Consider the following 24616-nt stretch of genomic DNA (forward strand, 5'->3'; position numbering starts at 1 on the left):
ACTTTGACTAAATGGTTCGTTGAAATCTTTTGTCGAAGTGAGTGAAATTTTGGATCATTTTTTCGTTGGAACACTCTAATACGTCTACTGAAACGGCTATGGCGAGTAGCGCTACAGATAAGAATGTCCAAGCTGTACCTGTACCAGCAGGCCAGCAGCAAGTTCAGGCGGCGGATGGAACAAATCAGACAGCAGAAATTACGGATAGCGTAAAACTAGATGAGCTAGCTCTGAAAGTCTACGATCGCATCGATCGAAGTTGGCCAACTAGCCCTACGTTCAATCGCAATCTAGTGTATCGAGTCAGTACAAGTCAAGATGGGGCGATCGGCAATTTCGAGCCTCTCAATCAACTAGCCAAGGATTACATCCCAGAAACTCCTTTGCCAAATCTCCTCAAATCTTCCGAAACTAGCAGCAACAGTGCAGCACCAGCCGCTAAGTTTACTGTAGTGTTTGCTCCTACTGGAACCTTAGAAGTTAACCCGTAACTCACATACCACATCTCTTCGGTAAAGTGCGCCATCAGCACCTTACTTTTCATTTTTAACTTAAATGTGATATTATAAACAGCTCCCTCTAAGGCATTCTACATCTAAAACAACAAATGAAAGAACTTGACGAGAAAAAAACCCAAGAACTGCTATGCACCATCATGGAATGGGAACTAGCAGGTGTCGTGCGCTACACCCACTATTCACTAATGGTGACAGGACCAAACCGGATTCCCATCGTGCAGTTTTTTAAAGCACAAGCAACGGAATCCCTACTCCACGCCCAACAAGCAGGAGAAATTCTCACCGGTTTAGAGGGGCATCCCAGTCAGAAAATTGCTCCCATCGAAGAAACCTACAAACACTCGGTGAAAGACTTATTGGAAGAAAGTTTAAATCACGAGAAAAAAGCGCTCAAAAAGTATAAATCTTTACTTGAAATTGTGACAAACTCCAGCGTTTATTTGGAAGAATATGCCCGCAATCTGATTGGGCAAGAAGAATTGCACCAAGTAGAATTGAAAAAAATGCTGCGGGATTATAGTTGATTTAATCATTGGTTATTGGTAAGTTGTTATTTCCAATGACCAATGACCAAATCCCCATGCCCATGCCCCATCCCATGCCCTATGATTATAAAAAATGAATTTTAGCGAAGCGGTACCGACTTTTGTAATTACCCTGCGCGAAGGTGTAGAAGCCGCCTTAGTCGTCGGAATTGTACTAGCTTACCTCAAAAAAGCCGAGCAAAGTCACCTCAATTCTTGGGTTTATGCAGGTGTCGCAGCCGGCATTGCTGCTAGCGGTTTTGTGGGTGTTCTATTCAATGGATTGCTGGCAGCACTATCAACATCAGAGCAGGCTTACGCACCAGTAATTAAACAGCTATTAGAGGGCGTGTTGGGCATTGTGGCGATCGCAATGCTAAGCTGGATGCTAATTTGGATGACTCAGCAAGCGCGCTTTCTCAAAGCAGAAGTTGAAGGAGCAGTTACAGCAGCTTTGACAGAAAATAGCCATGCCGGCTGGGGCGTATTTGGCTTAATTTTTATTGCGGTACTGCGCGAAGGTTTTGAAACAGTTATATTTGTCAGCGCTCAGTTTCAACAAGGTTTGAGTCCCGCTTTGGGAGCTTTGGGCGGTTTGACTGGGGCGGCAATAATTGGCGCGCTACTGTTCAAGTGGGGTGTCAAAATTGATATCCGCCTGTTTTTCAAGTTTATGGGGATTTTGTTGCTGTTAATCGTAGCAGGTTTGGCAGTATCTGCACTCAAACATTTTGACCAAGCCGCTGGGATTTTGTCGCAGATGAATAGCAAGTATGCAGCGATTTGTTTTTATTACGATCGCCTCGCACCACTCCACTCTTGTATTTTAGGGCCTATGGTGTGGAATGCAGCGGAAATTTTGCCCGATCGACAATTTCCGGGAGTGATTCTCAAAGCACTGTTTGGATACAGAGATCGACTTTATCTCGTCCAAGCAGCGGCTTACACAATATTCTTAGCCAGCATCGGCGGTCTTTATTTCCAAAAATTAAGCTCTAAGGCGACTGTTCCCAACAAAAATACTCAGCCAGCTCGATCGCAAACTCGCCCTCAGTAGGTATGCAAGCGGTTGTTATCGGTTGTTTTGCTGATTCCAGGGCGAGACAACAATTAGCCCCACAGACAAAAAATTGACCAAAAATTGTCAGGTTGCGGAATTGATTATTTGACTTTTATAGGAGATAAATTAATAATTGTAATATTGTTTATTTACTTTATAAATACTTATATTATTATTTAATAATATCGTCAATACCCCAACAAAGCAAGCTCTACTCCCTCAAAAAACACAAAAATTTTATAAGCAAAATTAACTAACTTAAAAAATTTACAGTTAACGGTTGACAGGGTTATGCAAAACGCCGACTAACGTTAGGGTGATGCTGTGAAGCCCCAGGCGCACCCTGCAAAAGTTAAGGCTGTTATTGCCGACCAAAAATATGCCCGCAGCAAGATTTTTGGTCAACAGTTTTCTGATATGTGCTCTTAGGGCTTATAATTAGTACAAGAATATTTACAGAGCCCCGAAAGTTCTTAATCAACCTTATAATCCTTACATGAAGCTTAAAATTAAAAAATTGTTCGTTAAAGTTACCTGGAACCCCCAGAAGGCTGTAGGATCTGCCATTCGGTTAGCGGTGAGATAAATAATGATGCCCCGGATACTTGTTATTGATGATGACGCGGCGATCGCCGAACTCGTAGCCGTCAACCTAGAAATGGCTGGCTATGAAGTCACCCAGGCAGAAGACGGCATCAAAGGTCAGGCACTAGCCATACAACTGCTTCCCGACCTGATCATGCTAGACCTCATGCTGCCTAGAGTAGACGGATTCACCGTATGTCAGCGTTTGCGGCGTGACGAGCGCACCTCAGACATTCCCGTCTTGATGTTGACAGCCTTAAGTCAAACTCAAGACAAAGTAGAAGGCTTCAACTCCGGCGCCGACGACTACCTGACCAAACCCTTTGAACTAGAAGAGATGCTAGCCCGAGTGCGAGCTCTACTAAGGCGCACAGACCGCATCCCCCAAGCTGCCAAACACTCCGAAATTCTGAATTACGGCCCGCTGACCCTTGTCCCCGAAAGGTTTGAAGCTGTTTGGTACGCTCAGACAGTCAAACTGACCCACCTAGAGTTTGAGTTGCTGCACTGCTTGCTTCAGCGCCACGGTCAGACAGTTTCTCCCAGCGAAATTCTCAAAGAAGTGTGGGGTTACGACCCCGACGACGACATCGAAACTATTCGTGTACACATCAGACACCTGAGAACCAAGATGGAACCCGATCCCCGCCATCCTCGGTACATCAAAACCGTATACGGGGCCGGTTATTGCCTGGAGTTGCCCAACAACGAGCAAGTAGCTGAAGAAACCAAATCCTCTGCTTGAGCTAGCGCGCCCAATCCAACAAGCAGTTAAAAATCCCGCTAGAAAAGCCTGAGAGCAAATGCTCTCAGGCTTGGTTGTTTGGAGTTTGAGATGAATATGTCAACAAATAGGCATTAACTCTCTTGATTCGGAAAAAAACAATGGCGCACCCCCCTCTAATCGTACTTTTAGAGAAGCTTGTCCATAGGAAAGTACCGGATTTCTTTTTCCACCTTGTCTTTTCCGAGAGGATTGGATAGCTACTTAAACAATACTCTAGCCATAATACTCTTTAATAATATTATTTATCAATAAATTTAGAAGTATTCCTTTAGCTGCTATTTTTGCTAACGAGAGACCAAACTTCGCTCAAGGGCCAAAAACAGTCAGAATCTTGATATAGCGATGTTTTTTCCTACTGATTTACATACCTGAACTCAAATCAGTGAAAGTTTTTCTCAAATACCCCTTGACGAAACTACTAAAATTGTTGATTATCTATATCAATAACCTCCAATGGCTTAAAACTCCCCTGACATCTTTCTCAAGAGGTAAATGGCCGTGACCAGCATGGCAGAAAAATCCTTCCCAGCCGAAGGAAAATCATTTCCTTGGTGGGTCGGCAACGCCCGCTTAATCAACCTTTCGGACCCTTTGCTCGGTACCCACTTTGCCCGCGCCGGCCTCATCGTCTTCTGGGCGGGAGCCTATACCCTATTAGAGCTTTCCCGCTTTAACCCAGAATTGCCCATGTACGAACAAGGCTTAATCCTGTTGCCAAACCTAGCCAGACTCGGCTTGGGCGGGGGTGCGGGAGCCAAAATTGTCGATACCGATCCGTACTTCGCCGTTAGGGCGATTCACCTAATCAGCTCAGCCTTTCTCGGCTTCGGCGGCATCTTTCACTCCCTCAAAGGGCCAGCAACCCTCGAAGCAAGAACTTCTTTCTTTGGCTACACATGGGAAGACGCAGACAAAATGACCACCCTCTTGGGCATCCGCCTAGTTTTGCTGGGTGTCGCTACCTTCTTGTTGGTACCCAAAGCATCGATGGTGCAATTCCTATTTTTTACCTACAAACGCCGTTCAGATTTCGGTCAACCTTGAGACAATAACCGTATGAGTGTCTTTTTCTAAAATTTATGTATCGCCACTTTGATTATTTTTGTGGAGTCTGTCCGTAACATTGCCAGAAGGAGCGCATCAAATCAAGCGCTTGTATCCAATTCCTTGTTATCGGGATTTTTTTACTAACGACTACCGCCTCACATTTACAGTGCGCCCGTGCGTTGCTTGTACTGAAGATGCGATCGGTTTCACTGACTTTGACCCTCAGACTTGTTTTACCAATGCTTATCAGCAACATTACTAGAAACTTCACAAAAAATACGCCTAAATACCGAAAACTACTTTTTCAGTTCCACTTTTAGCAAGGGGGGTAGATGGCTAGCAGATTACCCTTAACTAAAGGGGAAGTCTAGAATTAGATGGATTTTCACGGGAAATACACTTTAGGAGAATCTAAAAAAGAGCGCGAATAAATAACAGATAATCCACTAGAAGCCTCGTTCAACTTTTTTATTTTTTGCGACATGAATTTATACAGCGCTAACTCGCTCAAAGTCGAACTAAACCAGAGAGGCTGCCGCCTGACTCCCCAGCGAGAAACTATTTTGAGTGTCTTTCAAAATCTGCCCCAAGGCAATCATTTAAGTGCGGAAGAGTTATACAGGACTTTGCAGAATAAAGGAGAACGAATAGGCTTGTCTACTGTCTACCGAACCCTGCATTTATTAGCAAGAATTGGAATTTTGCGTGAACTAGAATTAGCAGAAGGACACAAACATTACGAACTGAATTTGCGGGAATTGCACCACCACCATCATCTGGTTTGCATTCAGTGTCACAAAACCTTTGAATTTAGCGATGAATCGATTTTAAAAATTGGCAAAAAGCAAGTTGAAAAAGCGGGTGTCGAACTGCTTGACTGTCAATTAACTGTGCGTGCTGTTTGTTTGGAAGCGCTGCGAGAGGGATGGCCTTCTTTGCTGCCGAGCAATTGGTTGTGTCCCAGATATCATTCAGAAATTGATGAGGAAATTAGTTGAGTTGGATGAAATACACTTCGGTAATGGGGAATTGGTAATTGGTAATTGATAACTCTTTAACTCAGGTACGGCAATAGCGTTGCAAGGAATGCTAGTGAAGTGATTCTTAGGAAAGCAATCTCACGCATTCAAAACTTGCCGTCTTTCCCTTCCCCTTAATAGCCTTGCAAGAAATGTTAGCGAAGCAGTTTTTAGGAAAGCAATCTCACACCTTCAAAACTTGCCACCTTCCCTTCCCCTTCCGTCAAGCAACCTCAGAATCGCAACGTTGGTGTTCCATCCGAAATATGTTAGCGTACAAACTAGCAACAATCTGTTTACCTTCCTGCGTCAACTGCAAGTAACCGAGAGATTCACTGATGTGAGGATAAATGCCTGTCCAGTAAAACTTAGAGTAGCTTTGCAGCAAGTCGCCCGGATGTCGATAGCCCAAAAGTTTAGTAGCACCGCTTTCTTCCAACTCGTAAAACAGCGCGCCAATTTTCTGCAAATATTGCGGGTTGCTGAGCTGACCTATCAAGTCAGCACCGCGCACTAAACTAGAGTAATTAACTGCATCCTCGTCAGTGTTACCGTCAAGCACCGAGAAACGAGTCTGTTCTATGTTCTGCTTAATTATCTCAGCATTAATTAGCTTGTGGTTGCCGAAGCGCTCGTCAATGAACAATTTAGCTCTGTCAACTCGGTAAGGAGCTAAGCTAGCCGCTGTTGCACCGGGAGCAAGTGCAATTCTCATGCCATCTTTTCCAGTAGCATACAATCCTTCTGATTCTTGGTCTTGCCGGCAAACTCCTTTGACATATCCGATGTCTTGGCACAGCAAAGAAATGATGAAGTGCAGCCAATCTTCGCAGGAAACTCCGCCCTTGCGAATGTGTTTTCCCCGCAAGATTTCTTGACCGACTAAGCTAATGCAAATGGCGTGTTCTACATTGTGATAAAGAGCGTCGCTGTTGGCGATGTTTTCTAACGCCATTGCCCCCACCCAGGCAATAATGTCAGCATAGTCTGATTTGTAGCCTCCGTAAGTGCGGCTGTACCCGTTCTGAAGTTGTTCGATGAAAGCCTCGATCAGCAGTTCTGTAGAATTAAACATATCCTATCCTTTTACCTTAATATTGCCTTTCAAGAACGCTGCATCTATTGGGGAGTAGTCTAATTTTATGGATGAGATTTGAACTCACAACTCATGCACCCCGTGTGTGTTGTGCTCTGTGGGTGGCAATCTCAAAACTCATTGACGCAGCTACGCCCGGGGAGTCACTAAGCAATCTCGCGCCCTGACTCAAAATTCCCAAGTAACTCAGTCCATCACTGACACCCATCCCCGCCGTACTGCATAGAGCAGCCTGCTGACAATTTTTCGCTCCTCTGAACTTTTTAAACTGTGAGAATTAATTGCGTATTGAATTTGTTGGAACACAGTCCGATCGATCTTACCGGATTTCCAAATGTTCAAGTAAAGTTCGGAAATTTTATATTCAGGAATATAAGCTTTGGTTGTCATCTGCTGTCAACTCAATGTATATTTCTTATTGTGCGGCAATTTTAGATAAGTTTATGTGATGTAGATCGGCTATAGACTGTGATGCGATCGCAGGCTGGAGTTAGTGCGCCTCTCCTAACAATGGTAATTTGATTGAAAAAGCGATATGGCGAGCTTCATAAATTTTGCTGACGGCTGTGACAATCATCATAGTTGCGCCTCAATTATAGGATGTCACATACCCTTCTCCCGTTGCGCTCGCCCCCTCCCAACTTGCAGCAACGAAAGAAGTTCGATCGCCCGCCGTGCAAATTTCTTGCCAAAGAAACTCGCGTCGTGTAGAATATAGAGTCTGGTATCCTCACTTACCCATAAATTTTCATTCATCCCGTCCCCCCAGAGGGGAAGGGACTTTCAGTGCGGATGCAGCCAAATCACTATATTCAGCAAAAAGCTAGAAATGCCGTAACTCATGCCCACTATTCAGCAACTCATCCGTTCAGCACGGGAACAAACGCAGAAAAAAACCAAATCGCCAGCTCTCAAGAGTTGCCCCCAGCGCCGCGGAGTTTGCACCAGAGTGTACACGACCACCCCGAAAAAACCCAACTCGGCGCTGCGGAAGGTGGCTCGGGTACGGCTGACCTCTGGTTTTGAAGTGACAGCCTACATCCCAGGGATCGGTCACAACTTGCAAGAACACTCGGTAGTAATGATCCGGGGCGGTCGGGTAAAAGATTTGCCCGGAGTTAGATACCACATCATTCGCGGTACATTAGACACCGCTGGGGTGAAAGACCGCAAGCAGGGTCGTTCCAAATACGGGGCCAAGCGTCCTAAAGAGAAAAAATAACACGCAGCTCGCCCGATCGTCGAGGTTGGGAAGCAAAAATAAATCCGATCGCGCCGAGCGATTGCACGCTCGATCGTCATAGATCGAGATCTGAGCCCAAAACCCCAAACTCAGTCATTCAAAATCAAAAATCCCAAGTAGAACTATGTCTCGCCGCACAGTTATTCAAAAACGTCCAGTTCCACCAGATCCAACCTACAACAGCCGGTTGGTAAGCATGATGGTGAGACGGATCATGCAGCACGGCAAAAAATCCGTTGCCTCCAGCATCGTCTACGACGCCCTCAAAACCATCCAAGAACGCACAGGGGCTGAACCGTTAGACTTGTTTGAAAAAGCAGTCAAAAACGCGACACCCCTGGTAGAAGTCAAAGCCCGCCGGGTAGGTGGCGCCACCTACCAAGTGCCGATGGAAGTGCGCTCCGATCGCGGTACCACCCTCGCCCTCCGCTGGCTGATCAGATTTGCCCGCGCCCGCACCGGCCGCTCGATGGCCGCCAAGCTAGCCAACGAACTGATGGATGCAGCTAACGAAACAGGCAGTGCTATTCGCAAGCGCGAAGAAACTCACCGTATGGCTGAAGCTAACAAGGCTTTTGCTCACTACCGCTACTAACGGCAACATCGGGCATGGAGAAGAGCGCGATCGTGCGGTATAAAAGCATCGGGTGAGAAATTGGAAAGTGTAAGTGTTGAGTGTTGAGATTGCTTCTCTTGGCGCAGTTGCGATTCGTGAAGCAAACTCAAAACTCCCAAAATCAAAATTCACGCACTCTCTCAATCCTCCATGTCGCATCCTTAATATTTTTGTAAACAAATTTTGCAAAAAATATTAAAATGTAACAATAAGCTCCAGAGACTTTTGTAAGTCGCTGGGGAGTGCAAAATAGGGTTACTGTGTAGTATAGTAGTATTATAACAGCAACACAAGATTAAGGAGGTAGCTGTGGCACGTACCGTCCCGCTAGAAAAAACTCGCAACATCGGCATCGCAGCCCACATCGACGCGGGCAAAACAACAACAACTGAAAGAATTCTGTTCTATTCAGGCATGGTTCACAAAATGGGTGAAGTGCACGAGGGAACAGCAGTCACTGACTGGATGGAGCAAGAGCGGGAGCGGGGAATTACGATTACTGCCGCTGCTATCACCACCAGTTGGAAAGATTACAAAATCAACATCATCGACACTCCCGGACACGTAGACTTCACGATCGAAGTCGAACGCTCGATGCGAGTGCTCGACGGAGTGATCGCAGTGTTCTGCTCGGTAGGGGGAGTGCAGCCGCAATCCGAAACAGTTTGGAGACAAGCCGATCGGTACAAAGTACCGCGGATCGTGTTCGTCAACAAAATGGATCGGATGGGCGCAAACTTCTACAAAGTCTACGCCCAAATTCGCGATCGAATGAGAGCGAACGCCGTACCCATCCAAATCCCGATCGGCAGTGAAGAAAACTTCCGGGGAATTGTAGACTTAGTGCAAATGAAAGCCTATATCTACAACAACGACATGGGAACCGACATCGAGGAAGTAGAAATCCCCGATGAAGTAAAGGATCTAGCCGTAGAATACCGCACCAAGCTGATCGAGTCCGTAGCAGAAACCAACGACGCCCTTACGGAGAAATACCTTGAAGGCGAAGAGTTAACGGAAGACGAAATTCGTGCAGCTTTGCGGACTGGCGCGATATCTGGGACGATCGTCCCCATGTTGTGCGGTTCGGCGTTCAAAAACAAAGGCGTTCAGCTTTTGTTGGATGCAGTGATCGACTACCTGCCGTCGCCCTTGGAAGTTCCCCCAATTCAAGGACTCCTCCCCAACGGCGACACAGCAGAACGATTTGCAGATGACAGCGCCCCCCTGTCAGCCCTGGCATTCAAAATCATGGCTGACCCCTACGGTCGCCTGACCTTTGTTCGCGTCTACTCCGGTATCCTCAAAAAAGGTACCTACGTCCTGAACTCCACCAAAGACAAAAAAGAGCGGGTTTCTCGCCTAATTGTACTCAAAGCGGACGATCGGATAGAAGTTGAGGAACTGCGGGCAGGAGACTTGGGAGCAGCCTTGGGTTTGAAAGACACCTTCACCGGCGACACCCTCTGCGAAGAAGGAGCGCCAGTGATTCTGGAATCTCTGTTTATTCCAGAGCCAGTCATCTCGGTGGCTGTCGAACCCAAAACCAAACAAGACATGGAGAAGCTCTCCAAAGCCCTCCAGTCGCTCTCGGAAGAAGACCCTACCTTCCGAGTCAACGTTGACCCAGAAACCAACCAGACAGTCATCGCCGGCATGGGCGAACTGCACCTGGAAATCCTGGTAGACAGGATGCTGCGCGAATTCAAAGTAGAAGCCAACGTGGGTCAGCCGCAAGTAGCCTACCGCGAAACCATTCGCAAAGCCGTCCGCGCCGAAGGTAAATTTATCCGCCAAAGCGGCGGTAAAGGTCAGTACGGTCACGTCGTGATCGAACTAGAACCTACCGAAGTCGGAAGCGGCTTTGAATTTGTCTCCAAAATTGTCGGCGGCACTGTACCGAAAGAGTACATCGGCCCGGCCGAACAAGGGATGAAAGAAGCCTGCGAATCGGGTATTGTAGCAGGATATCCCGTGATCGACCTCAAAGCTACTATGGTAGACGGGTCTTTCCACGACGTAGACTCTTCGGAAATGGCATTTAAGATCGCCGGCTCAATGGCGATCAAAGAAGCCGTGATGAAGGCTTCGCCTGTGCTGCTAGAGCCTATGATGAAAGTAGAGGTGGAAGTTCCCGAAGATTACATCGGGAACATCATCGGTGACCTCAACTCGCGTCGGGGTCAGATTGAGGGCCAAGAGACGGATCAGGGAATTGCCAAAGTTTCTGTAAAAGTTCCACTAGCAGAAATGTTTGGCTACGCCACTGACATCCGCTCGAAAACCCAAGGTCGGGGCATCTTCACAATGGAATTCAGCCATTACGAAGAAGTGCCGCGAAATGTGGCTGAAGCCATCATCGCTAAGAACAAAGGTAACTAACGATTTTGAATTTTAGATTTTGGATTTTGGATGAAATCCAAAGTCTAAAATCTAAAATGTTAAAATCTAAAATCGCTAAAAGAAACAAGGAACAAATCGAGAATGGCACGCGCAAAATTTGAACGGAATAAACCCCACGTAAACATCGGCACGATCGGTCACGTTGACCACGGCAAAACAACTTTGACCGCCGCGATTACGATGACTCTCTCTGCACTAGGTCAAGCAAAGGCTAAGAACTACGCCGACATCGACGCCGCGCCAGAAGAAAAAGCACGGGGTATTACGATTAATACTGCTCACGTCGAATACGAAACCACAGGTCGGCACTATGCCCACGTAGATTGCCCCGGACACGCTGACTACGTGAAAAACATGATCACCGGTGCCGCTCAAATGGACGGTGGCATCTTAGTGGTATCAGCCGCAGACGGCCCCATGCCTCAAACTCGCGAACACATCCTGCTGGCAAAGCAAGTTGGCGTTCCCAGCTTGGTTGTGTTCTTGAACAAAGAAGACATGGTGGATGATGCTGAACTGTTGGAATTGGTAGAACTGGAAGTTCGCGAACTTTTGAGCTCTTACGATTTTCCGGGCGATGACATCCCCATCGTCACAGGTTCGGGATTGAAAGCTCTCGAAGCGATGCTTGCTAATCCCAAGACTGTCAAGGGCGAAAATGAGTGGGTTGACAAAATTTACAAGCTGATGGAAGAAGTAGATGCTTACATCCCCACCCCAGAACGCGAAGTTGACAAGCCTTTCTTGATGGCAGTTGAAGACGTATTCTCGATTACTGGTCGGGGTACGGTCGCCACTGGTCGGATTGAGCGCGGAACCATCAAAGTCGGCGAAACAGTCGAATTGGTGGGTCTTAAGGATACTCGCAGCACTACAGTGACTGGTGTGGAAATGTTCACCAAGTCTCTGGAAGAAGGTTTGGCCGGCGACAACGTTGGTCTACTGCTGCGGGGGATTTTAAAGGCGGATATTGAACGCGGAATGGTGATTGCCAAGCCGAAAAGCATCATGCCTCACACTCAGTTTGAATCAGAAGTGTACATCCTCAAGAAGGAAGAAGGCGGCCGGCACACGCCCTTTTTCTCTGGATATCGCCCTCAATTCTACGTCCGTACCACTGACGTGACCGGCACGATCGCACAATTCACCGCTGATGACGGTAGTGAAGCAGAAATGGTGATGCCCGGTGACCGGATCAAAATGACTGTTGAGCTGATTCACCCGATCGCGATCGAACAAGGAATGCGCTTCGCTATCCGCGAAGGTGGACGCACCGTCGGCGCCGGCGTTGTTTCCAAAATCCTCAAGTAGGAATCCGATAACAGCTTAAATAGCAGAAAAGCCACCAAATTTAATCAGGCTTTTCTGCTATTTAGTGATTAGTCATTAGTTATGAGTCCGAAGTTAGCAGTTAGCCCGAAAAGAACTGCAAATAGACGACAGACAACAGGCAACAAACAACAAACTGAACCTCGAAAATTCAAGAAAAAAAAATGGCAACAATTCAACAGCAAAAAATTCGCATTCGCCTCAAAGCTTTCGATCGCCGAATTCTAGACGCATCCTGCGAAAAGATTGTAGATACAGCAAATCGGACAGCAGCCACAGCGATCGGCCCGATTCCCCTACCGACAAAACGGCGGATTTACTGCTTGCTGCGATCGCCCCACGTAGACAAAGATTCTCGCGAACACTTTGAAACCCGCACGCACCGCCGGATTATCGACATTCACCAGCCATCGGCCAAAACAATTGACGCTTTGATGAAACTGGACTTGCCAGCAGGCGTAGATATCGAAGTCAAGCTTTAGATTGACTTATCGAAAACTCGGAAAGAAGGAACAAAGATTAAATAAATTGTTCCTTCTTTTTGTTGAAATTTCCCTAGACCACGCTGGCATAAATAAGTGACCAGCTTAATCAGATGCCAGGAAACCCGACAAACTTCCAAACAAAAGGCTTAGCCAGAGTGCGGTTAAAATAGTCAATAAAATCGAGAATCTGGTGCTGGAGGTTTTCAGTAGAAGTGAAACTACTGCGTTTGAGTAGCCGACGCACCAAAATCGAGAACCAACACTCAATTTGATTGAGCCAGGAAGTATGTTTGGGAATATAGACAAAGCGAATACGGTGACTCTCATCCGATAAAAAAGCGGCTCGTGTTGCCATTGATTGGAGAATGCCTGATGCACCTTTGACCCCCAAAGCCCCCTGGATTTTACAATGTTGGGCAACCAAACGTACCAGAGATTCAGATTGATGAATATTGAGTTGATCTACTAGGAAAATCCATCCAGCTTCTGGGTCAGTTTCAATTGTTTTTTTGATGTGCTCACAGAAATCTTCTTCTGTACGGGTTGTCCCAACCGTAGGCGTAATTACTTGACCCTTGGCAATATGCCAGTTGGCAATCAGTGCGACAACTCCATGACGAATATATTCAAATTCGATACGTTCTACTCTTCCCAGCTTCATGGGTTGAGTCGGGTACGCCCACGCTCAAGCTTGGATGCCTGTCTTTTCATCGGTACTGACCAAGTGAATGCCTTTATCGAGTAATTCTTTTGCCTTCAGATGTAGAGAACAGATGTATTTGACCTGTGCTCTAAAAGCTACTGGGTCTTGTGGATTAGCGTTTAACCAGTATCGATGATGATGGGGTTGTAGAGTAGCTTCCTTTTAAAAAACGCCCCACACTGCGTGGGGAAATCTTCTCCACAATCCCTCGCTTTTTGGCTTCTTGAGCTAACTCGGTTGGTGTCCAATGGCTAACTGGGCGTTGGGATTTTTTGGGGTCTTCACAGGCTAGAGCGACAATTTGTACTACCTGTTCCACTCCGAAGAATTTGGGCGTGCCTGGACGAGGCACATCGCTCAAGATGTTCTCCATCATTTTCCTCAACTGTTTGTCACTCACCGCCTCGGCTTCTGCACTTGTTAGTTGCTCCTGAGCCTCTAGCCATCGCTGTCGCCATATTCTGACTCGCGTTCGGTGTAATTGCAGTTGTTGACTGAGTGCTGTATTGTTCACTCCTCTAGCTGCCCCTAAAATCAGCTTTGTCCTTGTCACGAGGTTATAGGAGTTGGTGGTGCGGCTTGCTATCTGTTCAAGCAGAGCTTGTTGCCTACTAGACAGGATAATCGGTTGAGCTTTAGGATTCGGCATTGATTGTCCAAGGCTTAAGTGACTTTTCTACGGCTGATGCTCGCACCCTCACTTTATCCCTTTTTGTCCTCTTTTTTACTGGTCACTTATTTCTGCCACCCTGGTCTAGTCATTAGTTATAGCAGAAGGAAGAAGGAAGAAGGAAGAAGGAAGAAGGAAGAAAATCAATCGTTTCAGCCATTAACAACGTCCTAACCGTCTTGGCAGTTGCTATATGAGTTATTAGTTATTAATCAGCAATAATTTCTGCTCCGGCACGAACTTAAATAATTATTCTTAATTAAGGGGGGCTCACTACAAAAACCCTCCTTTAGCAGTCGCTATCATCGCCTTCCGCAGCACTGAGTTTAGCAAAAAGGTATATTTAACATTTTGACGAAATAACGCCTTTGTCAAGCTGCCAGCACGGGCGATCGCGCTCGCTGGCTCAAATCCGCGTCGCAAAAGCCCAATCGCTCCTGCCCCGGAATTGCCTTTAATCAGTTAAAGTAAGAAAAATAAGCGCAAGTACCGTCACTTTTGAGCGACAATGGCATCCTCTTCCTCTGTAGCAGTTCGCGAACTCCCCTTATTTCCGTTGCCGGAAGTGGTTCTATTTCCAGGTAGACCGCTACCGCTGCAAATCTTCGAGTTTCGCTATCGAATCATGATGAATACGATTCTGGAGGGCGATAGGCGTTTCGGTGTACTCATGTGGGACCCCAACCAAAACAAAGTCTCTGCCGTTGGCTGTTGCGCCGAAGTGATTCACTGCCAACGCCTGCCCGACGATCGCATGAAAATTATGACCCTCGGCCAGCAGCGGTTCCGAGTGCTCGACGCAGTTCGGGAAAAACCGTATTTAGTCGGTCTAGTAGAATGGATTGAAGACGAACCGCCGCAAAAAGACCTCAGACCTTTGGGAAAAGATGTCGAACAACTGCTGAGAGATGTAGTTCGCCTCTCCAGCAAATTGATGGATCAGCCGATCGACCTGCCCGAAGACATTCCCAGTTTGCCTACAGAATTGTCCTACTGGGTAGCCAGCTACCTTTACGGGGCAGCGACAGAACAGCAAACTCTTTTAGAATTGCAAGATACTGCTGCGAGATTGGAACGCGAAACCGAAATTTTGACTTCTACTCGCAATCACTTGGCAGCGAGGACTGTACTTAAAGATACCCTCAAGTAGCCAATTTGCCTAGGAAAAAGCACGATCGGTTTGACCTGCATTGAAGAAATAATTACACACAAATCATACCATTTTCGATTTGCGATTTTCGATTGGGAATGAGTTATGAACTAAGAGTTGGGAGATTGCCTGCAGTTCTATTCTTTTTTGGAACTGGTATCTGTTTAATTCTTAACTTCAAACAGGTTCGGATAGGTTCCTTATAGCAGTAACTTGTGTTAGACAATCACGACCAACCGAAACCATACGATGCAGTTAGAGGCGGTCAACTGCCACCTCCTGTGGGCGGTGTAGTGCTCGGCGGACTAGCAGGAGTTAAACATCGGCTGTCTAGTTCTGTCAGCGAACATCGAATCGCCGCCCTCAGAGAGACATTGAATTACGGCGATGCCGGCTTAAAAATAGTCATCAACATTTGTCAAAGCGAAACAGGGCCAGTGCAGCGGGCGGCCTGTGATTTGCTTCGACAAAGGCTGAATTCGATCGCCCGGGAAAAATTACAGGCCTTTGTAGCTTCAAATTCAGATTCCGAAGCTAAGGTAGATAGCGCTGAAAAAATATTAAAGCACTCATCCGGTGCAGTCTCAGAAAAAAATTACGATCGGCAAATGTCCGAAGCGCAGTTAATATTTGAGACAGTTACGCAGCAAATGCAACCAAATTTGTTGCTCTTAGAAGCACTGGTAGCCTCTGTAGAACGCGAAGAATTTACCAGCGAACTGATGAATCTTTGGGAACTATTAATCTTAGAAATTCAGGAACCTCTCAAAGAACTGCGTCAGGCTGTTGGCACTGCGATTTCCGCCCAACTGCGGATTCAGTGGCTGTACAATCAAGCTGAATCGCAAGCCAACCAGTGGCAGCAACGAGCTTTGCTAGCTCTTCAGACACAGGATGAAAATTCAGTCCGCCTCGCCGTGGTTCGCAAGCAGGTTCAAGTCGATCGGGCCGCAGAACTAAAAATTGACTTAGACTACCAAACTGTGCGAGTAGAAAATCTCAACCGCAACTTGCTGGCTTTGGAAAGTAAGATTGCTCAAGCTAATTCCAAGAAAGAAATCCTCAAGATGCAGCTTCATTTTGCTAAGGTACAGCAGCAAATAGACTTCACTTTCAGCCAAGTCAATAATATATTTTTTAGTCCTTAGTTGTCGGATTCTGCGGTTATATATTATTGCGCGATCTCAAACTTGTCTGACGCAAAAATGTATTGCCCCACTTAAATTTGCCTCATCTAGCTTAGCTCCTTCCAGATTAGCTCCGCATAAAAATGCCCCGCTCAAATTAGCACCGGTCAAATCAGCTTCTCTCAAATCTGCGCCCTCAAGGTTACTTTCACACAAAAAAGCGTTTCTCAAGTTGGCTCTTCTCAGACTCGCTGCCCGCAGTTTAGCCTCGCTTAAATTTGCTTCTTCGAGGTTTGTATTGTCCAAGCAAGCATCTAGGAGGTTTGCTTCCATCAAGTTCGCTTTTTCCAAGTTTGCTCCACTCAAATTAACACCAATCATTTTGGTGTCGCTCAAGTTGGCGTTTTCTAAGTTTGCTTCAATCAAATCAGCTCCTGTTAATCTTGCGAAAGTTAGATCGGCTCCGCTCAGGTTAGCTCCATTTAGGTTGGTCATCACCAGACAGGCATTCTTGAGCTTGGCACCTATTAAGTTTGCCCCCCTTAAGTTTGCCAGGGCAAAATTTATTTCCTTGAGATTCGCACAGGCTAGATTAATATGAATTAGGAAAGCTTCTCGCAAAGAAGCTTCTTTCAAATTGGTTTCATGAAAATTTCTTTCTCCGGCTGCGTATCGCTTGAGAAGTTCATCAGCATTCATCTCACCAGCCTCCTAAGTTTTACTTAAAAATAAATTATACTACTGACAGTACATTGTAGCAACCAAATAATTTTAAAGTTTCTGTATGATTTTTTAATTCTTCGAGTGCCGATCGCACAAATGCTTCGCAGGCGTTAGCCTCAACGTCCATAAAGAAAATATATTCTCCGAGCGATCTTTTAGTCGGTCTAGATTCAATCCGACTTAAATTAATACCGCGACTGGCAAATACTTGCAAAGGTTTTACCAGTGCTCCTGGCATATTGGCAGGTACGCTAAAAGCTAGTGAGGTATGGGTGCAATTAGACGCTGAAGCATCGAGGATCAACTTAGAAGCAGATTGTGTAATGGATTTAAGGGATGATCCCTCCCCTGGTTCTACGTTGGCGATTTCTCCAAAACTCCTGCTGAGTACCCAAAATCGAGTGTAATTATCGGGATAATCATTAATGGGTTGAGCTAACACTGGCAAATGGTAAAGTTCAGCAGCTCTTGGCGAAGATATCGCTGCTACATTTCTATCTTCCAGATATTGCAATGCTTCCGTGGTAGAATTTGCCGGAATTAATTGAGCTGAGGGAATAAACTGCCCCAACCATACCTGACACTGAGCTAGCGCTTGCGGATGAGAGTAAACTTTGTGAATCTCGTTAAAATTTTTAGCATTAGACACCAGGGCGTGGGAAATTGGCAAAACTAAGGCGTGTTGAATGCGGAGTTGATCGAGTCGCCACAGTGTATCTAAGGTGACAGTCACGCTGCCTTCGATCGAATTTTCAACGGGCACAACTGAATAGTCAACCTGCCCTACGGCCGATGCCTCTAGCGCTTGGGAAATGGTGGAATAAGGACACAGGGTGCTTTCCAAGTTAGTTTTTTGGCTCAACCAATTAACATAAGCTAGAGCCGCTGTTTCTGCATTTGTACCAACAGGGCCGAGATGTGCGATCGAAATTTTCATTTAGAGGCAATTTTAGGTTACAAATGTTTGCTTTACTCTCATCAGCTAGGAAGTATGATGAAAAATTAGCGATGTCCCGAAAGCTTTTATCAGTGATTTCTCGGATGACATTGCTGGGTTCGCGACTTAGTACGCGACTTATGTCACCTTAAAAAAGGTGATAGTTTATTAAGATATGCTTAGGAATCCTATATTTTGATATTTTCTCATGTATACCCGCTTTAATTCTTCCCAATCCGTTGAGATCGCCGTACCAGAGGAACGGGTTCCCATTCAACATTATCTGCGCCAGCCGAGGCGACTGGTGAACGCCCTTGTCGATCAAAGTCGCACAGAACAGCTAAGCGATGACTGTTTCCGCCTGAAAATGCGACCGTTACAATTTATGATGCTGAGCATTCAACCTACAGTAGACATGAGGGTGTGGGCTGAGCCGGATGGCACAATCAATTTGGAGTCCGTCGCCTGCGAAATTCGCGGCGTGGGTTATATCAACGATCGCTTTGCTCTCAATCTCAAAGGAAAGCTTTGTGTACACCAAAGCAGCGGGGTAGCATACTTGAAGGGAAAAGCGGATTTGGAAGTGCAAGTAGAATTACCGCCGCCGTTTTGGCTGACGCCCAAACCAATTTTAGAAGCAACGGGGAATGCTTTGCTCAAGAGCGTACTGCTGAGCGTCAAACAGCGGTTGATGCACCAGTTGCTCTTAGATTACCGCCGCTGGGCAAGCAGCGAAAGTGAGCTAACATCGATCGAGATCCCCCCAATCTTATCTTTAGAAGGGTGAAATCCTACTAGAGAAGGTGTTAATTAATGTATAGGGATAGTTAGCCACAAATCAGGTCACTTACCAGAATATTAGTTAGACGCTCGAATTGGGTACCTGGAGCTTTGTTTGAACTAGCCCGCACGGATAGATAGCTGCCTGTCAGTCAAGATCGATTTGAGTCAGCCCCCCATGTTCATCGTCTTCGATGATTCCCACGCCCCCAGGCCAAGCAGTTGACCTGTTTTTTGAAACTTCCTCCTTTTGACGGAGCTCCTGCTGCGGTGGCTTGATTATTTTGCCCGGTTGATTCGTGGCGGCCACCCCAATCCTGATTTTTGGCCCGGAGTTGCCCAAGCGAATTGTCATCCCGTCCACAACTGACACCTGAGCGATCGGTCTATCATCTACATAAGTGCCGTTAGCACCAAAATTAATAATTTCCCAGCCATTGGCGTGATTCCACAGCTCTACATGGTGGCGGGAAACTACAGCGCTGTAAATAATTACATCATTGTCGTTCGATCGACCGATCCGAACCACCGGTTCTGATTCAAAACACCAAGTTTGAACCGCGACAGACTGGATAGGATGTAAAAGAGTTAAGGTAATCACTGATGTTTTGACACTCCACCGCCAGACAGAAACGGGGATACTTCCAGAGAGATTTTTTGGCAGAAAACTGCAAAAAATTTGATTTTTAAAGGCGTAGTCAGTGCGCCATGATTCCCTCGGTCTGCCGTAAAAGTTGAACTTTTGGCTGCTTGAGGCATTTGAACAAACTTTTGATGGTTAGCTTTTGGCGCAGGCGCAAATTTTTGCTGTCCTCGGTAACAACCAAACACGATGTTATTAATCGGGTGAACGTCCCAGTGATTGACAGCGGTCTTAACCGCTTGATTAATGCGGTCTGGGAGGGAGCGATTTTTCGCAGGGGTGAGCCGCTCAATTCGATCGACCAAATCACCCTTTTCCCGCTGACGAACCAGAGAATTTAACTCAGACCCGCGCTGGTTGCAGCGCAGATTCGAGTTCTCGATCGGGCGACAGTCAACGATCGAGGAATCGCTGTTTGTAAAGAAAGAAGTTAACCAATTATTAATGCTGGGGGCTCTAGATAAAATACTTGTTGGTTGTATCAAACAGCATAGGTCTTTTTGAGTTGCTAACATTTTCCTTATTGATGCGATACCTTTAAAATACAATGCTTTGAGCAGCACTGGAATTTTGAGCGACAACACATCAATCTCTCATAGCGAAAATACCGATCGACCTTCCTCGCGCGCGCCGCTCCAAAATGCGATCGGCAATTAGTCGCCCGGCGAGCGGGAAGGCCAAACTTCAGCTCAAATCTGACTCAGGTGGCTCCGGCTTGGGTTCTGGCGGGACAGATTCTTGTCTTTGCCGCTTCAACTCTGCAACTTTTTCTTGAGCTACATCCCTGACTTCGAGAGCTTTATCTTGGAATTTTTCCGCCAGACTTTGAGCGCCCCGCTTCACGCCTGCCACATTTTTGAGAGTTCTGTCGAAATCTTCGTGTAAAAACTCTGCTACCAGACCGACTTTTTTGTGCAGTCCCTCCGCGTACTGCACTGGCTCCGATACAGCAGCTTCAGAGACGATCGCCCGCTTGCTGCCGATGGTCGAAATAGCTGCCACAGGTAACAGGTAAATGTCGTCTAAAACGCCACGCCAGCCACTGGATTTAAATAGGTAGTGGGTAACTGAACCCGTCCGGGCATCAAATAAGTAGTCAACTACTGCACCTGCCTTATTCCCAGCGTCCGTGAGCACCTCCAGCCCGATCGGACAAACAGCTTGTTCCGGCTGATGCAATTCCGGCAGTTCCGGGTTAATGGTGACAAAAACATTTTCCCCCACCGTATCAACTTGCGCCCAAGCGAACCAAGTTTTTTTGCTGCCCAAAAGTCCCGACTTGCAAGTAAAGCCGATCGCCCGCTGGGAGTGAGCATCGAGCCAAACCCGATCTACCCTACCGACCTCTTCCGCCGTTCTGCGGTCGATCGTGCGCCTGTTGAGCAGTTCGCTGCGCCTAACAATCTGTGGTGATGTACTCATAAATAAACTCCTGAGTGCCGCCTTTGAAAAATGTCGATCGTCCAAAGAAGCCGATTTAATATTCTTCTTCCGAATAATGGCGATTATTATCTGCCTGGGTTAACTCCTCCTCTTCCCTGGAAGTGCCAACTTCTTTTTGGTCGGGAACAGGAATCGTGCTAATTTGCACGCCGCCCGAGGGAGCGTGAATTTCCTTAGCCTCCCTTGGCTTGACGCTAATTTGTCCTAACTGGACTGAGGACTGATTCGGGCCTACGTTGATTTGAATTTTCGGACCTGAGCGAGCCAAGTGAACGATCAGACCGTCCACAATGGGAACCTTAGCGATCGGCTTACCATCGAGGTAAGTGCCGTTGGTACCTAAATTGATCAGTTCCCAAGTTATGCCGCTGCGCCGCAATTCGATGTGGCGACGAGAAACCACAGCGCTAAAAAGAACGACGTGGTTTTCGGTCGAGCGCCCGATCCGGACGACCTGCTCGTCTTCAAAGATCCAACTGCGGACGGGTATAGACTGGAGTGGATGTAGCAAGGTCAGCTTAATCACATTGGCAGCATTGAGTTTTGGTAGAGCGCCTCAAGATGCGATTTTAGATTTTAGACTTTCGATCGCCAAATCCAAACTCGCTCTAAGAGATTTGAAATAAAAAGGTAACCAGGTCTCCTTTGCCCAGAGAGATGCGGTCTCCCGGTCGCAACCGGTGGCGGTTTCCCTTGGGTAGCGGAGTATTGTTGACGTAAGTGCCGTTGGAACTGCCTACATCTTCTAGGTAGCAAGCATCTCCCTCCACCCGGAGATTTGCGTGTACCCGAGAAACTATCTCAGAATTAGCAAATCCCGAAACATCAATATCCGGCGGTACTAAGTCATTTGGCTTGCCTATGTGAACCACAGACAGACTGTGAGGCAATTCCATCGGCGTATTTGTCTGAACGTGTAGCAGGCGGGCCGACTGCTGTTGCAGTTGAGTTTTAGCTACACCTGGTGGCTGTGGGCCCGGAACCGTAGGAGAGATATTTACTGGTGTTGCCACCGATTCAGTTGTAACAGGAACCGAGGGCGATGGCGGGGGATCGGGAATCGTCGGAATGCTGGCGGGAGTTTTTTCCAAGTTGAGCCCCTTATTCAGGGTAACTAGAGGTTCCATTGCCATCAGGGGATCGGGTGGGACTAAATCCGGCGCCGGTGACGATACCACTGTGGGGCCTACAGGCGAGGTGGACGGTACGGTCACCTCAACTTCTGGAACTATGGAACCCGGACGCAAGTTAAAGCCACACTGGCCGCAAAATGCTGCATCTGTCTGAACTGCTGCACCGCAGTTCGAGCAAATTGCGGTAACAGGTAAAGGCGTGTAGCAAGCCTCACACTGGCTGGCCCCGTCCGGGTTCTGGTGATTGCAATTGGGACAGACAATCATCGATTTCTCCTTGCTATCGGCCAGATTTTCAAATCAGCCTCATAAAAATACTCGTGTATATGGTCAAATTTTAACTTTAACCGCCACAATTCTTATATTGCTTCGCTAATACTAGCAAGTGAGCTGACGCCGTGACGTTAGCTGTGATGGGCAAGATTGAGTTAGTGATAATGCTGACTGTGTTGGCACGCTTGCGGCTCTGTCGGCTATTTTACTGCTTCGCCAGCCGCCGCATCGAGCAGCCACCAAAGTTCGCCCTCTGGTTGAACGAATCTGGCTGGATAGGTCATTTCGTCGGCTGCGGGGGCAAAAATTTGAGCTAGGGCGGGTTGTTTGCTGGCTCCTGCGACCATGAAGATGACGCACCGGGCCCGGTTGATTAAGGGGACTGTAAAGGTAATGCGGGGTTGACCGTCTTTGTTGCCGACAGTTACTAGGGCATCCCGGACTTCCAAGGCTGCTGTGCCGGGAAATAGAGAGGCTGTGTGGGCGTCGTCTCCTATGCCCAATAAAATGATGTCGAAGGCAGGAAACTCGCCCTCGGATACTTTGAAGAACTGCTGTAATTCGGTTTGGTGCGCCGCAGCGTCGGCTGCGGGGTCGCCGGCGCCTGTGGGCATGGGGTGGATGTTGCTGGCGGGGATATTCACTCGATCGAGCCACGCGAGGCGCGCCATTTTTTGATTGCTGTCTGGGTGTTCTGGGGGAACGTAGCGTTCGTCCCCCCAGAAAACGTGAATTTTGTCCCAGGGCAGGTCTTGGGCTGCGATCGCTCTGTAGAGCGGTTCCGGTGTGCTTCCGCCCGCTGCGGCGATCGTACAAAGTCCGCGTTCTGCTATGGCTTCTGAGATTTTCGACAGCACAATCTCCAGCGATCGATCTATTAGTTGTTCCCGATTTGCTAATACTTCAACTACTTTTTTCATTAATTTCCTCTCAACTTCCTTAGGTGTTATTCTCAGCAATTGCCAATTTTACCTTGACATTTTGGTTTGAGGTCGATCTCCTGACATACCCGGCAGACCTGGCACCGCATCGCATAACATTTTATCATCTTATGCCTTTTGATTTGAGGAAAGCAAGACATATTTCTACAAGTGCTTTGTGGATTTTCACCCGTTGCATTGAGCTTTCGCAACTTTCAATCAAAAGTTTGAGCGTACTCGGAGCATCTCTGCAGAAAGTAAAAAGCGTTTTTTGGGAGTCCGATCCGTCCCGCACAGCAAAGTCTATAAATATAGCGAGCCGGACGATCGCACACCGACAGTAAAAGCCAAACCGAGATCCTCCCGATCGCACTTACCCCGGCATAGCAAAAATAATCAAGATTGATGTGGTAGACTAGGAAAAATAGTTTTAAATCCGCACGATCGGATGGAAGCAAAACTATGTCAATTATTAAGCGATTTCCTACATCTGCCCGCTATCTAATAGCGCGGTTGCGCCACTGGACCCAACCAGCGGTTTGGGCTCCCCTAGCCGTGCTCTGTGCAGGGGGGTTATTTATCTGGGAGGTATCTGTAAATCCAGAAAGGTTAAGCATAGATGGCGAAGAAGTACCAGCCTCAAACTCTCCAGCTTCGCTATCGGGGCTATCTGCTGAAGATACCGCCATTGCGGCTGAAATCGACAGCTTACCAGTGCTAGTCAATCAGTTTAATGGCTCTACTGCTTCTGAAGTGAACTTGTTAAATTCATCAGTAGTAAAAAGCAAAGGTTTATTCGACGAACTTCGAGATCGGGGCTTAGAAACTCCTCAGCCATCTTCGGCCCCCAAGCGGGTAGGAAGCAGTGAATTTTTGCCTGTGCCAAATTTAGCAAATCCTGCTGTCGAGGCGGGAAACAATAACCCTCAAAATTCCAGCTTGCCAAGTTCAAACGCAACATCAGCGTTGAGTTTATCTGGCAGTGGGAGACTGACTGCCGGAATAAAAACGATCCAGCCTGAGTCTGGGGGTACCGCGACAGCAACTTTATCGCAGGCGTCGAGTGATGCTAATTCAGATAAAAAAAACGACAATTCTCTGCCTTTGAGTCCGCTGCAAGCAGCTATGAAAAAATACGTCGTTGCTAACACTTCGGCAACGGTGGCGGAGGGTGAAAAAACAGCAGACTCGGCTACATTGCTCGATCGACCGGCTTCCGATCCGGCAGCAGTAAATGCGACAAATTTGCTCCCAAAGACCGCTAAAGCTCAAGCTGGAGCAAATCCTGTGAGTGTTCCCACAGCACTTCCCCCACTTGTGTCTCCAACCTGGGGGGGTGACAAAGAGGTCTAGGAGATAGACCGAATAAGGGTTGCAGCCCGCATACCTTGTTGATAAAAGC

General features: G+C 47.1%; 29 protein-coding genes. 16 read left to right on the top strand and 13 right to left on the bottom strand.

Annotated features, from left to right (window positions below; genetic code table 11):
- Positions 1 to 98: 98 nt before the first annotated feature.
- The 7 genes from QUB33_RS24150 to QUB33_RS24180 all read left to right on the top strand — a co-directional run bounded on the left by QUB33_RS24150 (position 99) and on the right by QUB33_RS24180 (position 5519).
- Positions 99 to 491, top strand: a complete 393-nt coding sequence (locus tag QUB33_RS24150; RefSeq protein WP_333355372.1) for a hypothetical protein — start codon at positions 99 to 101, stop codon at positions 489 to 491.
- Positions 492 to 607: 116 nt separating this feature from the next.
- On the top strand, positions 608 to 1042 hold the full coding sequence (locus QUB33_RS24155; protein ID WP_333355375.1) for a ferritin-like domain-containing protein: 435 nt from the start codon (positions 608 to 610) through the stop codon (positions 1040 to 1042).
- Positions 1043 to 1136: 94 nt separating this feature from the next.
- On the top strand, positions 1137 to 2099 hold the full coding sequence (locus tag QUB33_RS24160; RefSeq protein ID WP_333355378.1) for an FTR1 family protein: 963 nt from the start codon (positions 1137 to 1139) through the stop codon (positions 2097 to 2099).
- A gap of 595 nt (positions 2100 to 2694) precedes the next feature.
- The gene (locus QUB33_RS24165; RefSeq protein ID WP_039886887.1) at positions 2695 to 3432 is read left to right on the top strand and encodes a response regulator transcription factor; all 738 of its coding nucleotides are present in this window, start codon (positions 2695 to 2697) and stop codon (positions 3430 to 3432) included.
- 549 nt (positions 3433 to 3981) lie between these two features.
- Positions 3982 to 4518 carry a hypothetical protein gene (locus QUB33_RS24170; protein WP_333355438.1) on the top strand — a complete coding sequence of 179 codons (537 nt, stop codon included), beginning with the start codon at positions 3982 to 3984 and terminating at the stop codon, positions 4516 to 4518.
- 58 nt (positions 4519 to 4576) lie between these two features.
- On the top strand, positions 4577 to 4783 hold the full coding sequence (locus QUB33_RS24175) for a hypothetical protein (protein ID WP_333355381.1): 207 nt from the start codon (positions 4577 to 4579) through the stop codon (positions 4781 to 4783).
- Between the two features lie 220 nt (positions 4784 to 5003).
- Positions 5004 to 5519 (top strand): transcriptional repressor, encoded by a 516-nt coding sequence (locus QUB33_RS24180; protein WP_333355385.1) that lies wholly within the window; start codon positions 5004 to 5006, stop codon positions 5517 to 5519.
- 244 nt (positions 5520 to 5763) lie between these two features.
- Here QUB33_RS24180 and QUB33_RS24185 read toward each other — a convergent pair whose 3' ends face one another.
- From QUB33_RS24185 to QUB33_RS24195, 3 genes are all read right to left on the bottom strand, one after another.
- Positions 5764 to 6615 carry an Npun_R2479 family HD domain-containing metalloprotein gene (locus QUB33_RS24185; RefSeq protein ID WP_333355389.1) on the bottom strand — a complete coding sequence of 284 codons (852 nt, stop codon included), beginning with the start codon at positions 6613 to 6615 and terminating at the stop codon, positions 5764 to 5766.
- A gap of 207 nt (positions 6616 to 6822) precedes the next feature.
- Positions 6823 to 7026, bottom strand: a complete 204-nt coding sequence (locus tag QUB33_RS24190) for a hypothetical protein (protein ID WP_015174049.1) — start codon at positions 7024 to 7026, stop codon at positions 6823 to 6825.
- A 213-nt stretch (positions 7027 to 7239) separates the two neighbouring features.
- Positions 7240 to 7392, bottom strand: a complete 153-nt coding sequence (locus QUB33_RS24195) for a hypothetical protein (protein ID WP_333355392.1) — start codon at positions 7390 to 7392, stop codon at positions 7240 to 7242.
- A gap of 85 nt (positions 7393 to 7477) precedes the next feature.
- Here QUB33_RS24195 and rpsL point away from each other — a divergent pair, with 85 nt between their 5' ends.
- From rpsL to rpsJ, 5 genes are all read left to right on the top strand, one after another.
- Positions 7478 to 7858, top strand: a complete 381-nt coding sequence (gene rpsL / locus QUB33_RS24200; RefSeq protein WP_006632197.1) for a 30S ribosomal protein S12 — start codon at positions 7478 to 7480, stop codon at positions 7856 to 7858.
- A gap of 145 nt (positions 7859 to 8003) precedes the next feature.
- The gene (gene rpsG / locus QUB33_RS24205; protein WP_006632196.1) at positions 8004 to 8474 is read left to right on the top strand and encodes a 30S ribosomal protein S7; all 471 of its coding nucleotides are present in this window, start codon (positions 8004 to 8006) and stop codon (positions 8472 to 8474) included.
- A 330-nt stretch (positions 8475 to 8804) separates the two neighbouring features.
- On the top strand, positions 8805 to 10877 hold the full coding sequence (gene fusA, locus QUB33_RS24210; RefSeq protein WP_190660864.1) for an elongation factor G: 2073 nt from the start codon (positions 8805 to 8807) through the stop codon (positions 10875 to 10877).
- Between the two features lie 102 nt (positions 10878 to 10979).
- Positions 10980 to 12209 carry an elongation factor Tu gene (tuf, locus tag QUB33_RS24215; RefSeq protein ID WP_190660866.1) on the top strand — a complete coding sequence of 410 codons (1230 nt, stop codon included), beginning with the start codon at positions 10980 to 10982 and terminating at the stop codon, positions 12207 to 12209.
- Between the two features lie 182 nt (positions 12210 to 12391).
- On the top strand, positions 12392 to 12709 hold the full coding sequence (gene rpsJ / locus QUB33_RS24220) for a 30S ribosomal protein S10 (RefSeq protein WP_006632193.1): 318 nt from the start codon (positions 12392 to 12394) through the stop codon (positions 12707 to 12709).
- A gap of 109 nt (positions 12710 to 12818) precedes the next feature.
- On the opposite strand, the gene QUB33_RS24225 is transcribed toward rpsJ, so the two are convergent.
- Both QUB33_RS24225 and QUB33_RS24230 read right to left on the bottom strand, forming a co-directional pair.
- Entirely contained in the window at positions 12819 to 13373 is a 555-nt protein-coding gene (locus QUB33_RS24225) for a transposase (RefSeq protein WP_333355395.1), read from the bottom strand.
- 154 nt (positions 13374 to 13527) lie between these two features.
- Complete coding sequence (locus QUB33_RS24230; protein WP_333355400.1) at positions 13528 to 14064, bottom strand: helix-turn-helix domain-containing protein; 537 nt, start codon at positions 14062 to 14064, stop codon at positions 13528 to 13530.
- A gap of 529 nt (positions 14065 to 14593) precedes the next feature.
- On the opposite strand from QUB33_RS24230, the gene QUB33_RS24235 reads away from it, so the two are divergent.
- Both QUB33_RS24235 and QUB33_RS24240 read left to right on the top strand, forming a co-directional pair.
- Entirely contained in the window at positions 14594 to 15235 is a 642-nt protein-coding gene (locus QUB33_RS24235) for an LON peptidase substrate-binding domain-containing protein (RefSeq protein WP_006632192.1), read from the top strand.
- A gap of 215 nt (positions 15236 to 15450) precedes the next feature.
- A complete protein-coding gene (locus QUB33_RS24240) occupies positions 15451 to 16383 on the top strand; it encodes a PspA/IM30 family protein (protein ID WP_333355403.1) in 933 nt (310 codons plus the stop codon).
- 36 nt (positions 16384 to 16419) lie between these two features.
- Here the strand turns inward: QUB33_RS24240 and QUB33_RS24245 are convergent, their stop codons facing one another.
- Both QUB33_RS24245 and pheA read right to left on the bottom strand, forming a co-directional pair.
- The gene (locus QUB33_RS24245; protein WP_333355406.1) at positions 16420 to 17061 is read right to left on the bottom strand and encodes a pentapeptide repeat-containing protein; all 642 of its coding nucleotides are present in this window, start codon (positions 17059 to 17061) and stop codon (positions 16420 to 16422) included.
- A 34-nt stretch (positions 17062 to 17095) separates the two neighbouring features.
- Entirely contained in the window at positions 17096 to 18022 is a 927-nt protein-coding gene (gene pheA / locus QUB33_RS24250; RefSeq protein WP_333355409.1) for a prephenate dehydratase, read from the bottom strand.
- Positions 18023 to 18230: 208 nt separating this feature from the next.
- On the opposite strand from pheA, the gene QUB33_RS24255 reads away from it, so the two are divergent.
- Positions 18231 to 18809 (top strand): DUF1997 domain-containing protein, encoded by a 579-nt coding sequence (locus QUB33_RS24255; protein WP_333355412.1) that lies wholly within the window; start codon positions 18231 to 18233, stop codon positions 18807 to 18809.
- A gap of 141 nt (positions 18810 to 18950) precedes the next feature.
- Here the strand turns inward: QUB33_RS24255 and QUB33_RS24260 are convergent, their stop codons facing one another.
- The 6 genes from QUB33_RS24260 to pgl all read right to left on the bottom strand — a co-directional run bounded on the left by QUB33_RS24260 (position 18951) and on the right by pgl (position 23214).
- The gene (locus QUB33_RS24260) at positions 18951 to 19403 is read right to left on the bottom strand and encodes an FHA domain-containing protein (protein WP_333355415.1); all 453 of its coding nucleotides are present in this window, start codon (positions 19401 to 19403) and stop codon (positions 18951 to 18953) included.
- Positions 19400 to 19960, bottom strand: a complete 561-nt coding sequence (locus QUB33_RS24265; protein ID WP_333355418.1) for a hypothetical protein — start codon at positions 19958 to 19960, stop codon at positions 19400 to 19402. Before QUB33_RS24265 ends, QUB33_RS24260 begins: the two co-directional genes overlap by 4 nt.
- Positions 19961 to 20129: 169 nt before the next feature.
- Positions 20130 to 20867: a PRC-barrel domain-containing protein gene (locus tag QUB33_RS24270; RefSeq protein WP_333355421.1), complete on the bottom strand. Its 738-nt coding sequence runs from the start codon at positions 20865 to 20867 to the stop codon at positions 20130 to 20132.
- Between the two features lie 55 nt (positions 20868 to 20922).
- Positions 20923 to 21414, bottom strand: coding sequence for an FHA domain-containing protein (locus QUB33_RS24275; RefSeq protein WP_333355424.1), 492 nt, complete (start codon positions 21412 to 21414; stop codon positions 20923 to 20925).
- Between the two features lie 82 nt (positions 21415 to 21496).
- Positions 21497 to 22288, bottom strand: a complete 792-nt coding sequence (locus tag QUB33_RS24280; RefSeq protein ID WP_333355428.1) for an FHA domain-containing protein — start codon at positions 22286 to 22288, stop codon at positions 21497 to 21499.
- A 206-nt stretch (positions 22289 to 22494) separates the two neighbouring features.
- Positions 22495 to 23214, bottom strand: a complete 720-nt coding sequence (gene pgl / locus QUB33_RS24285) for a 6-phosphogluconolactonase (protein ID WP_333355432.1) — start codon at positions 23212 to 23214, stop codon at positions 22495 to 22497.
- Between the two features lie 462 nt (positions 23215 to 23676).
- Here pgl and QUB33_RS24290 point away from each other — a divergent pair, with 462 nt between their 5' ends.
- On the top strand, positions 23677 to 24567 hold the full coding sequence (locus QUB33_RS24290; protein WP_333355435.1) for a hypothetical protein: 891 nt from the start codon (positions 23677 to 23679) through the stop codon (positions 24565 to 24567).
- The last annotated feature ends 49 nt before the right edge of the window (positions 24568 to 24616 follow it).

Origin of the sequence: Microcoleus sp. B3-A4 (assembly GCF_036705385.1) — a bacterium.
Classification (GTDB): domain Bacteria; phylum Cyanobacteriota; class Cyanobacteriia; order Cyanobacteriales; family Microcoleaceae; genus Microcoleus.